Below are 13,617 nucleotides of genomic sequence, written 5' to 3'. Positions count from 1 at the left end.
AGTTATCAGGATTTTCTTTTCCTTGCTTTTTTCTCCTGATAGCCATAGCAGAGCCTCACGTCATTCGCTCCGTCTTTGTCGATGTGCATGTTCTTTTTGCTCTCTCGCAGCGCATCGTTGACGACCTTCTTAATGGCGGCAAATCGCTTTGTTTGGGGTGATCGATCTACACCCGGGATTAACGCATCCAAGATATCGCCGTAGTCAGTCACACCATTCGCTACTGAATCCGCCAGCCGATAGCTGTCTGTTCCGACCGCCCATTTGTGCCTTGCAAATTCGCGTAACGCGACCAGCCTCTTCTCTTCTGGCGTTTCTAGTCGGGGCTCACCCGACTCATCGCCGATCGGCTCGTCTGCCTTAGCCGCACCTTTTCGCGTCGGTCGCGTGTCGTAGATCGGATCCAGTGCAGGCGGTGGTAGCTCATCAGTCAGTCCGATCGCAAAGTCTCTTCTGATTTTGGCCTGCTCTTTTCGCAACCTATCAAGAATCAACTTCTGAACGTGTGGCGGAAATGGTTTATTGGATTGGCGGTCTCGGTACCGCTGCAATCGGTCGATCTCTTGCGGTGTTCGCTCCTCTTCCGGCTTCTCAGCGATGTAGCTTGCATCACGATAGTGGTCGGGCGCCATCAGGTTCCAGAACGCAATGCGGCTCTCTACGTCAGCGATAGCCTGCCATGCTGCTTGATACTCAGACTCAGGGACGATGACGGTTTCCATCCCCGGGTGCCAAGTGTAGTAAACAGGGTGGGACGGAATCGTGAATTCATCCATATCGTCTAACAGCGGCTGCATGCGATCGAACATGCTCCGCAGGTGGGCGTACCGGCCTTCCAGCCAATCCAGGCGTTCCTGGAGTAGCTCAGCCGTTTCGTCGATCGACAGCGGCTTACCGTCTCGCATCCACCAGGTGTTGGGCTCGGGCATCCAGTTTTTTGACAGCGATTCCACGACGAGTTCGGCAGTCTTGTATGCGTCGGCAGCGAGGTCTCGCCACGTCAGTTCGCGCGGTTTTAGCTCTACATCATTGTCAGCCATCAGAGAATTACCTTGTTTCAGGAAAGGGCCGACCCAACCGAGCGAACGCAAGGTAATCCCATCACTCGGTCAGGTCGTTCAGCGAGGATCAGTCGCTTACCCACATGCGTCACCGGATCAGTGGTGACATTGCGGTTATGTGTGGTTAATAGGACCACAGAACCCATTTTCCAAGCCACCAGGGCCGTGGCAAGTGCGACCTTTGTCATTCTGATTGCTTTGAGATCCTAGATGCCAAGTTGGAATCTGAGCATTTGCGTGGCAAGCCTTTTGACCTGAGACGGTTTCCACGTGCGGCGAATAGACACGTCTGGCAATAGAGCAGGTCGCAGCAAGTATCCTTTAGTGATCCAGAGAGTGCCCGCCTTTACCCCCGCCAGCCATACGTCGAAGAAATGCAGAACAAACCAATGAAGTTTCAATTAAAAAAATCGGTATTGGGAAGATACACCACCAAGTATCAATGTCCTAAATGCAAAATCGGCTTGAGCTCGGCGCTTGAAGAAGCTGGTCAACCAGACAATTGCCCCGAGTGCTCAGCGTCGTTCCAAGTGCCCGGGAAAGAAAAACTTGATGAGTGGAATCGGCATAAAGAACTAATGGCTTTGGAAGCCAAAAAGAAAGAAGCAGCCAAACAAGAGGAACTTCGAGTTGCATCTGAACAGGCTAAAGAGCAAGCCGAAAAAGAAGCTCTTCAGAAGGAAAACGAGAGGCAAATCCTAGAAGCGCAGATGCAAGAGCAAAAAGAGGCTCAAGAGGCTCAGCGTAAGTCCAAAACAACTGTAGGATTGAAGCAAAGCAACGCGGAACAGGCGTCGCGACAACGGTATCCGGCCCTCCATTCGTACATCAGGCTCCTTTGGATTCTCGGTGTTTTAACAATCGTTTTCGGGATTTTAGGTGGATCACTTGCCTTTATGCGAGGGTTAGGAACCGAAAACGAAATTTTGATAGGAAGCGCTTTTCTTACGATTTTCTCAAGCTTGGTCACCGGGGGTGGAATGATAATTTTATCTGAGCTCGTACGCGTTTTTTTGGATATTGAGTCAAATACACGAGAGAAGCTCTGAATGAAGCTAAACGGGAGTGGATTCGTCCTAAGCAAGTGGAGTCTTACTGACTTGCCTGAGCCCGCAAATTAACGGCCCAACCACGAGCCATTCACTTTCGCTCGCACTTGGTGGCGACGTACGTTTTTCCAGTTTCGTTCAGCTACCCGCGCGCCAGCCTTCCACTTTTTAATCGCGTTACACGGATTCTCGTCGGGGAGTGACGCTCGACGTCATCGATAACTGGTCAGGCTGCTTCCGTAGACGCAGCTTGAGGCATCGGACGGGTTTCCAGCACTCGTTCAGCTCGCGAAGCCGAAGCTAGCGGCGTCCAGCAAGAGCCGAAGCATGGCAACGGTTCTTATGACGTTGGAATTAATAAACCGTGCCAACTTTCCGCCGGCACATCTGAACCGCAGGGGCGACTTGGGTACTTTGATTAGCCCTGATGATTCCTGTCGGCGATTTAACGCATCGAGTGGTCAGCTCGATAGTGACGCGGATTTGGCTCGTAGTCGCGTTACGCGATGCGACAGAGTCCTTGTCGTGGCCGACCGCTCGATTCCCGCAAGCCGGATTCGCATCCGAGGCATTTTCATGGAGTGGTTCGCCGCGTTCAATACGGCGCATCCCTTTACCCACTCCGTCGTAGTCGACGCGATGGTAATCGTAGGGCGTTGGCGCGTCTGATAAGTTGCAATTTTTGGCTTAGTGGATCAACGCGACCACACAGTCACCGTTATCTCGAAAACACATCCAGCGCTGTTCTGGAGTTATTCCCAGAACTTATTGCCGTAGACAAAACGCGTGCAAACGGAGGCCAACGGTCAAAAAAAATGCTCGCGACAAGGCTGCACGACGGCAACGTCGCATGCGTCGGCTGGCTGGGTGAATCGATGGGTTGGAAGAAAGCCGTGACATATCCGCTAATGCAACTAAGAGTAAAATCAGAGTAGTGAGTCACCCTTCTGAAGATAAGGTTGCGCCCGCTTGTCCAGTGCATAAGCAAGTTGCGCCCAACGTAGAGCCTTAGCAGCACCAGCGAAGCCCGGCATTACCGTCGCGGGTGTGATCTCGAGCTGCCAGAGCAACTCGCAAAGGCCAGCGACCAATTTGGTCGGAAGTGTTACCTTCACAACTTCTCGATGTTCTGTTGGATGGATCTTATTGAAGGCATCCTCATTTTCACACCGCCAAGCAGCAATTGCTTCGTCTACACAAAGAATGGGTGTGTTGCCCAGAAAACCTCGCACTAAGGTGAAGAGACCTTTCTGCGCCAAAATATTCGGCGCCAAGGATCGAGGGACATGAACTAGCTCAACCGTATTGAGGTTAGATTCGTTACTGCCCCCAGTTGCTTTTACGGCAGCAACCGAAGTACACCACACTGCGAGTGACTTCGGAACAGTCGAATCAGACCAGGGAAGGTAGCTTTTATATGCCAATTGCAATGGATCAAAACGATCGCGATTGAAACCTAGCAAGTCTTCGCCGTGCTTGAGCTTAAAGGCGGTTGCGACATGCTCCATTGAACTCGTTGCAGCGAAGTATATTGCGATCATTGGATCGTACGTCCAATCAAGAAGCCGTGTTGAAACGCCATGGTGCTGCGCCAATGCGAGGAATGGAAGCACATGCTGACACGGCCAGGAACATGCGTGATTGGCCTTCCAATCGAAGGCAATATCGTTGTGGACGTAAATTGCTGAATTCAAGTCGTCGTGCATTGGAGGCAAAGGCATGCCAGAAATAGAACACTGACGAAGGAAAAAAATGAGGTCACTGACTTCTAAGTCGACATCACTTCGAGCAGGATCTTGGCGGAATACTGACGGGCACAAAAGATAATCTGAGTCTCCTACCCCGCGAAAGACGGAGCGTCCGCCAGCATTCGTCTCGCGTGGAGCCATGTACCTTGTGACAGTTCGATAAAAATCTTCAACCGTATTGCATTTGACGAGTTGATACGATGTCGGTTCTGGCTCATCGCTCATAGTTGCGTTTCTGTTAAGTGTCCAAATGATGTATTAGTAATACTGCTCGATGTAGCCATACGCACGGTCGAACAACTCTTGGTCGCCGTGGAGTTTGTATTTTAGAAGTGTACGCCGGAGTGCTTTCTTGACTTCTCGTTGACCAGCGCCGACCGCTTGCCAACCGTCAAAACGGACGATTCGTACGATGTCGTCGATGTCGGCGACGATCTTCTCGACCACGATCGGTGTCTTGTCGTTACGAATCTCTTCGAACAACTCTGTTAACGCCGCTTTGCCCTGTCCTTGGACTTCTTCCGGCGGTGTTTCCTTTTCCGCGTGGACGACGTCTTGAGCCAGACGCAAAATCTCTTTGAGGAATTTGCGACTGTCGTCGAGGCCTTGGTCGTGACGTTCTTTCAGTTTTTCCAGGCGTTCGCCTAGCTCGACGAACTTCGGGTCGCCAGCGTGCTTGCGTAGTCGTGCAACCAATTGCAGGGCGATCTTTCGGGCTCGGCCTTTGGCCTCTTCCACGGCTTCGATTAGGTCCGCGTCCATGACCAATGCGTCGAGGTCGTCGGTGACGCTTTCGAGATGGGTGTTGTCGTGAATTAGTTCGATCGTCTTCGCACCGAGGGCGTGCCAGAGCAGGCGACCGTTTCCGCTGGCCGGTTTCACCGACTCGTAGACTTGGCCAAGCCATCGGTAGTCGACTTCGTGTGGTGTTAAGCATGAGTCCGGCGAGAGGGCTTCCCACAAACGTGCGAGAACCGAAAACTCGCCAGCGAACTTGTCGCGGGTTTCGTTGTCGGGCAAGCAGTCCTGGGCTAGCAGCAATCCTTCGTAGCCATCGAGCGTGCGATCCACATTCGGAAAGAACGCCAAGCAGACCTTCAGCTTTTCGGGCAACTCGGCTTTCAATTCGTCCAGGTTCGTGATGACCGACTGGACCGCTTTCTCGTCGAAGGCGAGTGCCTTGGCGACGTCGTCGAAGATACCGATGTAGTCGACAATTAAGCCATGCGACTTGCCATCGGCGACACGGTTCGTGCGGCAGATCGTTTGCAGCAGGTTGCGATCCTTCATTGGCTTGTCGAGGTACTGGGCCTGTAAGATCGGCGCGTCGAAACCCGTCAATAACTTCGACGTCACGATCAGCAGTTTCAGTGGGTCGGTTGGATCGCGGAAACGGTCAAGTAGTTTTTCTTCGGCGTCGCGGTCGAGACGATAGTCGTCGTATTGCGTCTCGCCGGAATTGACCGACATCACGACTGCCGACATGTCGGGGTCTTCGGTGATCCGGTCAATCGCCTTCTTGTAGAGGTCGCAGCACTGCCGATCGAATGTGACCACAATCCCTTTGAAACCGTTCGGATCGACCTTCGATTGAAAGTGGTTGACGATGTGTTCACAGATGCCGTCGACGCGTTCAGGCGATTTCACAAGCACCGCCATCTTGGCTGCTCGCTTGCCAAGGTCATCACGATCTTGTTCGCTTAGTTGGCCGGTGATTTCGGCATAGGCTTCATCGATGGCGGCTTGGTCGATCCGTAGCTTGACATCGGGAGCCTCAAAGTGCAGCGGCAGCGTCGCCCCGTCGCGGATCGATTCTTGGAACGAGTAGCGAGTCAGGTAGCCGGATTTGTCTTCGTCGGCACCGAAGGCATAGAACGTATTCTTGTCGGCTCGATTGATCGGCGTGCCTGTCAAACCGAACAGGAACGTATTAGGTAGGGCTTCCCGCATCTTGCGACCAAGATCGCCTTCTTGCGTACGGTGAGCTTCGTCGACCAGAGCTATGATGTTGTCACGGGCGTTCAGTTCGCCATCGGCCTCGCCGAACTTGTGAATCGTTGTGATGATGATCTTGCGGACGTCCTTGGCCAGCAGTTGTTGCAACTTGCTGCGGCTTTCCGCTTTGATCGTGTTCGGCACATCAGCCGCGTTGAACGTCGCGGTGATCTGCGTATCCAGGTCGATCCGGTCGACAACGATCAACACAGTCGGGTTGCCGAGCTTGGGATGCATCCGAAGCTTCTGTGCGGTGAAAACCATCAGCAACGATTTACCGCTGCCCTGGAAGTGCCAAATGAGCCCCTTCTTGATCCGCCCGTCGATCACGCGCTGGACGATCAGGTTCGTGCCTTCGTATTGCTGGTAGCGGCAGATGATCTTGATGCGTCGGTGTTTCTTGTCCGTTGCGAAGACCGTGAAGTTTTGCAGAATGTCCAGCACGACTCCCGGTCGCAGCATGCTTTCGACCGTTTTGCGAACGTCGGCCAGCGATCCCTTTTCAAACGCGGCATCGGTCTTGGGCAAGCCACTCTTGGCAAAGTCTGCAGGCTTTTCGTGAACGCCACCCGCTTGACCCGGCTGCGAGCCCACTCGCCACGGACCCCAGATCGTCAGCGGCATCCGAATCGAACCGTAACGGTAAGCCCGTCCGTCGCTGGCGAAGCTGAAAATGTTCGGCACGAACATCGCTGGAACGCTTTGTTCATAGTCGTCGTGAATTTGGCTGGCGCCATCGACCCAAGTTACCGCCGGCCGCACAGGCGTCTTGGCCTCGCCGACCACGACGGGCAAACCGTTGATTAGCAGGACAATGTCGAAGCGTTTTTCTAGCTTGCCAACTTTGTACGTCCATTGGTTGCAAGCGATCAATTCGTTGTTCGCGGGATCGTCGAAATCAATCAGTCGAACCGTGGTGTGTTCGCCGTTCTGGCCAAACGGCATTGTTTTGTCGTTCCGCATCCATTCGGCGAGTGCTTCGTTGCTACGAACCAAACCGTCGTTTTGAACTGCCAGCAGAGTGGCCCTGAGCTTGTAGATCACCTCATCGGCGCGATCGGGCTGAGCGGCGATTTCCGGATTGAGTCGGATGAGCGCATCGCGAAGCTGTGACTCGACGAACACGTCCGCAGCCTGACGAGGCAACTGCGGCCCCGGCACGAACTGCCAGCCGAGCCCCTGACAGGCGTCGAGGATCATCTGCTCGACAGTGTTGGCTTCATCAAACATCGTTACCCCAACTCGATTTTGCATTTAAAAGAACAGCATTGAACTCCTGCCACCGTTTACGATCCACATCCTTTACGAATGCGACGAGTCCTGACAAATGATTGTGGAAACCGTAGGCTGAATCAAATTTGAAGTGTGACGCGGCCGCTTCAAACCCAAACTGCTTTGCACCGTACAGCAGCCTCTCGATTCTCTTATAAGTCTCTCGAGAAATGCGTGGCGTACTTCCATCAACTAGAAGGCCCAGCACTAGCTTCTTAGAGCCAGGCCCAGCAATCCGTGTTTTCTTCGGGTTCACGGCGAAATGGGCGCGTTTGATCAGGTCCTTGACCTGCCACAGCACACGTCCTCGCGCTACGCCCAAGCGACATGCCGAAAACGTGATGTCATCCGCGTATCGCGTATAGATTAGCCCATTTTTGTTTGCGAAATGCTGGAGTGACTCATCCAAGTATTTTGCTGCAAGATTTGACAACATTGGACTCGTTGGTGCCCCTTGAGGTAATGCTCCCAATCGTCCAAAACGCTCATAGTAGGGAAAGTTCCTAGACGTGTTGGGATTGACCGGGTTCAAGTCATCCTCGCACCAAATATTTTCCCACCGCAATTGTTCTCCATGGAATTCGGCACGGGGACACCACGCCGGTAGACGCGTCGTCGTACAGATCCGGGCAAGCTCAAATGCTAAAAGCGGACGATAACCCAGCCCTTTGAACACATTAAAGCAGTCTCTTTCTGAGACATCGTAGAAGAAGTCCACGAGATCGAACTGAAACAGCCATCGTGCACCGCAGTGGCGTTCTGCGCACTGGCGTATGCCTCCCTCCTTGTGAAAGGCAAACGACGCGGCGTGAGGTTTACAATTTTGTAGAAGATGCTGATTGATCCATTGCTGGACTCTTCCGAGTTCGTTACTCACAGAGTGAATATGCCGTCGACCGCCGGATCTCTTCTTGATCGCGAACATCCTGTAGTTTGCGACTTCCCGCATTCGATTGACCGTCTCGTGAAGAAACCAATACCGAACGCCCGAAAGTTCCGCGAGATGCCGCAGAGAAAAAATGACTGGGAGCCCTTTCGCGCGCAGTTGCTCTGAATACGCCTGCAAGTTTCGCGCAGCAGCCTCGCCAAGCGACGACTCTGCTTCTGTGTAAAGCTGGTGTGCTGACCAAGTTTCCATTCACGTCTCACTTGAGCCGAAAGGGCCATGTCTGTCATGGCGCTCCCGAGGAGGCAACGTCGAAGGAACTTGCGTCATGACAGACAAGGACGGCGGAGCCGTCTTTGCGTCAGTTCTTTCCAGAGAACCCATTCCGGATTCCCCATCTTCCACTGGCAAGCCAGTTTCCGATTCTGACTGAACTTGCCCGCTTTCGCGATCCAAGCCAGTCGGCTGAACGGTCTCCCGGCCAGCACACCATGATTTGGGTATGTATAACGAAAATTCGGTTGAAGGATCTTCTCGCTTATCCTTGTTGCGGCGCAGATAAGTTCTTCCCGCATTTGTCAGCCGATTCTTGATGGTTAGCAAGCCGCGACTTCGCAATGTAAGCATAAGGTTTGCAACCACCTTCCGATCAAGACCGATATTCCAGGCGATCGAGTATTCGTTGCGTACGCCTCGTTGGACGGCTGAGAGGATCATGAGCAACTCACTTTCCGCGCGAACATCGTCGGAATCATCTCTAAGTTGCCGCGTAGGCGTTTTCCCTTCGAGTAATTCATCCAGCCAAGATGGAAACGTTCGTCTCGGGAAAAGTGCGTTCCAGCGAGGCGAGTCAAACCAGAAAACTCCCGGGATGTTATTGGGGACGCTGTGATAAAAGACGACGTTCGCTATCGTCTCACCATATCCGCGGCGACGGTCCCGGCGCACTTTCTTGACTGTGTCACACAGATCCAGAATCCGTCGAAAACCATGCCCCCATCGCTGACTGTAGTTGTTTCGTTTGTATGCGATGTGCCCGTGAAATCGAATCTTTGTATGTGCTGGATAAACTCGCTTATGGTGAACTGAGCCAATCAAGGAATCCAGAACTCTCGTTTCAGACTCAAACGTTCGGGCATACGAAAGCACTTCAATGCGGACCTTTCCGTAGCTCCACAAACTTAGGAACGACTTGTGATTCATCATTCGCTCAATGAATCCGGCAACGCGATCTCCGCTGCCCATAGAATCATCTAGCAAAACGATCTTCTTGATTCGCTTCGATCGGATTGTCTCGATTCCTGGATGATCAAGCACCGTGTGGGCGTTCTTTTTCAGGTAGTTCGCGACGACGGATTGCACGAGGTCTTCGCTACCCTGAGACTCGGCCGGTCGTTGCTGAGTGTTGCCGTCATCGTCCCATATGCACGTCGTTTCGGAATCGAACTTCCGCACGGCGAACAATGCCATTGGTTCACCTGCAAATTCTTCGAGACTACTCTTGAGCCACAATGAGTAGGTGTCACGAGAGATGAAATTAAGCCGACAGAGCATTTCAATCGCAACCGGTCGAAATTCGCTGTCAAACTGATCCAACCATGACTGTATTTCATCGCTTCCGAGGACTTGCGAATAAGAAAGCGACTTTGGGGTCAGTGACATTTGCGGACGACTCCCATGTATTCCCTCTTGGCATCGTGGGGTGAAGTAGGCTCGAACTCGTACATCACTGGATCGCAGTGATTTTTCAGGAAGGGATCGGTCCACAGAATTTCCTGCGCCCCGATCCGGTCGTTTTCGAGTTCTTTTTGAACCGAGCTGATGAAGACGCGATACCGACTCACGCATCGGCTCCCATTAGATCACAATTGCCGCTAAGAAGATGGTTCAAGAGTGAACGCTTAAGTGTCTTGCATGCCTCGGCATGACAATTTAATTCGGCGTGCTTAGTGTAAAGTCCTTCGATTTCATCCACGAAGTCCTGCTGGTCTTTTAGCGGCGGCAACGGAAGCACCTGACGTTTGATCCCCTTCGTATTCAGATTGTAGTTTCCAGCGCTGGACCGTATTTCGTGTCGCAACGTGCGTCGAACTCTTGGTGATGCCAGTGCCACATGAAGAAAAGTAGGCAAAAGTTTTGAACTGTCACATCGAAGTCGAATCAGGTAGCTTGCGAATACGGTATTGGGAGGCAGTTCTCGAACGACAGCAGTACGCCCCACGTATTCAGGATTTCCATTGGTCCTGACGATAAGTACATCGTCGTTTTCGAGGTGGTACTTGTCTTTGTCGGTATCCGACAATTCTGTGTGTGATAGGTCGGAAAGATCAATCGACCGATCAACGACATTCGGAATTCGCAAAATAGGAACTGTTTTTTCGGACTCGCTACACATCTTTTTCGAGCTGCCGTATTGTAAGTCGGTCAGCAGTTCGCCAAGTTGCACTCCGTCCCAACCTTGGCGCAAATAATTTACCGATATGACGTCGATTACTTTCAACAGCCTTTCAGCGGATTGTTCATAGCCGCGAATCGTCAATTCAGTGTTGTTGAGGATCGAGGCAATCTTATGTTGGATGTCTCTAGGGGGCAGCAGGAACGGAAAATCCTTGAGTTGGCTCCATCGCGTACGAGGCGATAATGAACCAGAAGACGTATCAAGTGCATGATCAAAGAACGCATCGGATTGAACGATGAACGGCAAGAGTTCTGGAATCAAATCTGCGTTCAGTGGCTTGAACGTCAAAATGTCACTGGAACAAATGCCGTCAAAATCCGCAACGACTACCTTGCGTTGATAGGCGCGACGTTTCCCGAATAAAACTTGGCCTTTGCGAAATCTCTTCGTGAAAGAGACATCATCTTCAAACAAGCTTCCCCACTCGGAAAGTTCGAGGTTGTTGGGTGTCATGTGCTCCAAGCCGACATAGAACTCAAGCCCAGCAGCAACAGGTTCGCGTTCTGATTCCTTGACGTCTTTTACGACTTCGCCAAATGTGACGCTTTTCCATTCAGTGTCGGTAGTTAGGTCGATCGTAGTGTCAGATGTCATGAATGGCCTTTTTCCAAACTGCAAATCATTGAAAACATGGACGAACGAAGCTTTGCAGAACTAGATTGCCAAATAGCGACGCTACTAGCGACATCGACTTCATCGACCTCAGTTGAGTCATCATCGGGCCTGACATACAGGGGGATGCTTAGTTTGTATTCATGTTGCTCCAATTCGCCTGTTTCAACGAAGCGGGAAAACTGGTCGATGCCATTTGACGATTTGTATGCTTTTAGGATGCGGGCGATGTGTTCCGAAGCCAAGAAGCTTTGTGCCTGCTCGCGACCAACCTCATTCACCGCGTTGATCATCAGAATCTTGTTCTTCCGCTTGCGGGGCTTGTTCATCCGGCAGACGACCACGCAGGCTTCCATCGGCGAGTTGTAAAACAGGTTCGGCCCCAGACCGAGCACGCACTCGATCACGTCGTGCTCGACCAGCTTTTGCCGCATCTCGCGTTCTTCGTTGCGGAACAACACGCCGTGCGGGAACAGGATCGCACAGCGGCCCGTCTTCGGATGCATGCTCTGGATAATGTGCTGCCAGAAGGCGTAGTCGGCTCGGCCCTGCGGCGGCGTGCCGTAGATGTTGCGGCCCCACGGATCGGCGGAGAAGGCTTCGCGATCCCACTGCTTGATCGAGTACGGCGGATTGGCCAGCACCACGTCGAACTGCCGCAGCCGGTCGCCCTCGACGAACTTCGGATCGGAGAGCGTGTCGCCGCGGACGATCTCGAAATCCTCGACGCCGTGCAGAAAGCAGTTCATACGGGCGATGGCCGATGTCATCAGGTTCCGCTCCTGCCCGTACAGCCGCACGTTCCGCCACTCTTTCTTCTGACGCTGCAGATGCGTGATGGCCGACAGCAGCATGCCACCGCTGCCGCAGGTGGGATCGTAGATCGACTCGCCCGGTTTCGGCTTCAGCAGCTCGGTCATCAGATGCACGACGGTGCGGTTGGTGTAGAACTCGGCTGCCGTGTGCCCGGAATCGTCGGCGAATTTCTTGATCAGGTACTCGTAGCCGACACCGAGTTCGTCTTCGGGGCAGTTGGCAATCGATAACGTTTGCGAACTGAAGTGCTCGATCATCTCCTTGAGCGTGCGATCGGGCAGGCGGTCTTTGTTGGTCCACTGGGCGTCGCCAAAGATGCCATACAGTTTGTCGGTGTTGGCCGACTCGATCTTGCGCATCGCGTCCTGAATCGCTTTGCCGACGTTCTTGCCAGTTTCCCGCACGACGTTCCAGTGGGCGTCCTCGGAGATCACAAAGCGATGGTTTTCGGCGAACGAGGCGTAGTCTTCGTCGCCGTCGGATGCAGCCAGTGCAGTCGCGTATTCTTCATCGTATACATCGCACATGCGTTTGAAGAACAGCAGCGGAAAGATGTACTGCTTGTAGTCGCCCGCATCAATGAACCCCCGAAGCAACGTCGCCGCGCCCCAGAGGTAAGATTCGAGTTGGGATTGGGTTATGTGAGTCATTCTTCCGCAGTTGCCTCCGCAGGATCATCGGTCAGTTCACCTGCGATGAAGCGATAGTGATAATTCCACGCCACCTCATCTGTTGCCCGTGTATCCAATTCTTGAAAATCAGAATGAACTCTCTCAAGAAACGCCTTCAACGCTGCGTCCAAACGCTCGTGTGCATTGTCATATCGCGAGTAAAATTCCTGGTCCATCTCTCGTCGGGCAAATTGCCCATTGCCGCCTGGATGGAAGACTTGATCGCCAAGGTCGATCGCTTCGCCCCAGCACCGACACAAGTGAAGTGTCCGTTCCTGGAGAACTTGGTCATAAAATCGAAAATCTGGAGATGAAACTAGAGCGCGAAACGAATGCCAAAAGAATATGACGTCGTAATGCAAATTGTAGTTTGCGGCACGCTCGAGAAACCTGAATAGCGTAGGTGTGTGTATTGTTTCAAGTGTTTCTCTCAATAGTCTGGAGTCGCGTTCATGCCGAAGCTGAGAACCAGAAAGACTTGGGTCAACCACACCGCGGCTAACATCCTGTAGCGTTACTCGAATCGCTGCGGCTAGCAGGCTTTCAAGTTCGGTCCTAGCGGTGCTGCGCTGCTCGCGGCTCTCGCAGTGATATTTGCTGATTCTCCGATGTCTTATATCAAACGGCAATTGCTCGGTCGTGCACGCGTCATCGTTGAACAAGCAAACCACTTTTCCCCAGCCAAGCGCCTGGGCAGCCACGCCGACCTCAAGCATGACATTCGGATTCGGGTAATATCTGCCGTGCTCCTCATCTTTTAGGCAAGGCGTCACGTCCGCAATCATCATCGAGCTGGCGCGAATCTTGTCGATGATTGTGTCTGCGATTGCTAAAGTTCCACTTCGCCCACTCGTGTCGGAGTCTACTCGCAAAACGCAATTGACATCTGAAGGTATGTCTTCTTGGACTCGCTCGATCGCCCGGTTTAGAGCGTCACGAATCAAAAAGCGGTGCAATGCACGATCAAGATGATCTTGCCAGCAATAAAAGATTGCAAAATCGTCGGGTAACAGCGTTGGGTCTTGAATTTCGATTGGCATTGGTGGAGT

11 protein-coding genes are annotated in these 13,617 nt (G+C 52.6%); 2 read left to right on the top strand and 9 right to left on the bottom strand.

The features are described from left to right. Nucleotides 1-5: 5 nt before the first annotated feature. Entirely contained in the window at nt 6-1,040 is a 1,035-nt protein-coding gene (locus Pla52o_RS05570) for a hypothetical protein (protein WP_146593629.1), read from the bottom strand. A gap of 410 nt (nt 1,041-1,450) precedes the next feature. On the opposite strand from Pla52o_RS05570, the gene Pla52o_RS05565 reads away from it, so the two are divergent. Next, on the top strand, nt 1,451-2,110 hold the full coding sequence (locus Pla52o_RS05565) for a hypothetical protein (protein ID WP_146593628.1): 660 nt from the start codon (nt 1,451-1,453) through the stop codon (nt 2,108-2,110). 327 nt (nt 2,111-2,437) lie between these two features. After that, entirely contained in the window at nt 2,438-2,779 is a 342-nt protein-coding gene (locus Pla52o_RS05560) for a hypothetical protein (protein WP_146593627.1), read from the top strand. A 257-nt stretch (nt 2,780-3,036) separates the two neighbouring features. Here the strand turns inward: Pla52o_RS05560 and Pla52o_RS05555 are convergent, their stop codons facing one another. The 8 genes from Pla52o_RS05555 to Pla52o_RS05520 are packed head-to-tail and all read right to left on the bottom strand — an operon-like array spanning nt 3,037 to nt 13,524. Continuing rightward, entirely contained in the window at nt 3,037-4,083 is a 1,047-nt protein-coding gene (locus Pla52o_RS05555; protein WP_146593626.1) for an FRG domain-containing protein, read from the bottom strand. Nucleotides 4,084-4,116: 33 nt separating this feature from the next. Beyond that, nucleotides 4,117-7,083: a type I restriction endonuclease subunit R gene (locus tag Pla52o_RS05550; RefSeq protein ID WP_146593625.1), complete on the bottom strand. Its 2,967-nt coding sequence runs from the start codon at nt 7,081-7,083 to the stop codon at nt 4,117-4,119. Next, complete coding sequence (locus tag Pla52o_RS05545) at nt 7,076-8,263, bottom strand: reverse transcriptase family protein (RefSeq protein ID WP_146593624.1); 1,188 nt, start codon at nt 8,261-8,263, stop codon at nt 7,076-7,078. Before Pla52o_RS05545 ends, Pla52o_RS05550 begins: the two co-directional genes overlap by 8 nt. Next, nucleotides 8,264-9,673, bottom strand: coding sequence for a phosphoribosyltransferase-like protein (locus tag Pla52o_RS05540; RefSeq protein ID WP_449289956.1), 1,410 nt, complete (start codon nt 9,671-9,673; stop codon nt 8,264-8,266). Next, nucleotides 9,664-9,855: a hypothetical protein gene (locus Pla52o_RS05535; protein WP_197169024.1), complete on the bottom strand. Its 192-nt coding sequence runs from the start codon at nt 9,853-9,855 to the stop codon at nt 9,664-9,666. Before Pla52o_RS05535 ends, Pla52o_RS05540 begins: the two co-directional genes overlap by 10 nt. Further along, the gene (locus tag Pla52o_RS05530; RefSeq protein WP_146593622.1) at nt 9,852-11,063 is read right to left on the bottom strand and encodes a restriction endonuclease subunit S; all 1,212 of its coding nucleotides are present in this window, start codon (nt 11,061-11,063) and stop codon (nt 9,852-9,854) included. The genes Pla52o_RS05535 and Pla52o_RS05530 overlap by 4 nt, the downstream gene beginning before the upstream one ends. Further along, entirely contained in the window at nt 11,060-12,547 is a 1,488-nt protein-coding gene (locus tag Pla52o_RS05525) for a type I restriction-modification system subunit M (protein ID WP_146593621.1), read from the bottom strand. The genes Pla52o_RS05530 and Pla52o_RS05525 overlap by 4 nt, the downstream gene beginning before the upstream one ends. Then, complete coding sequence (locus Pla52o_RS05520; RefSeq protein ID WP_231612124.1) at nt 12,544-13,524, bottom strand: nucleoside 2-deoxyribosyltransferase; 981 nt, start codon at nt 13,522-13,524, stop codon at nt 12,544-12,546. Before Pla52o_RS05520 ends, Pla52o_RS05525 begins: the two co-directional genes overlap by 4 nt. Nucleotides 13,525-13,617 lie beyond the last annotated feature (93 nt).

The sequence above is a fragment of the Novipirellula galeiformis genome, assembly GCF_007860095.1.
Taxonomy (GTDB): domain Bacteria; phylum Planctomycetota; class Planctomycetia; order Pirellulales; family Pirellulaceae; genus Novipirellula; species Novipirellula galeiformis.
This window is presented reverse-complemented; position numbering and strand designations above follow the sequence as displayed.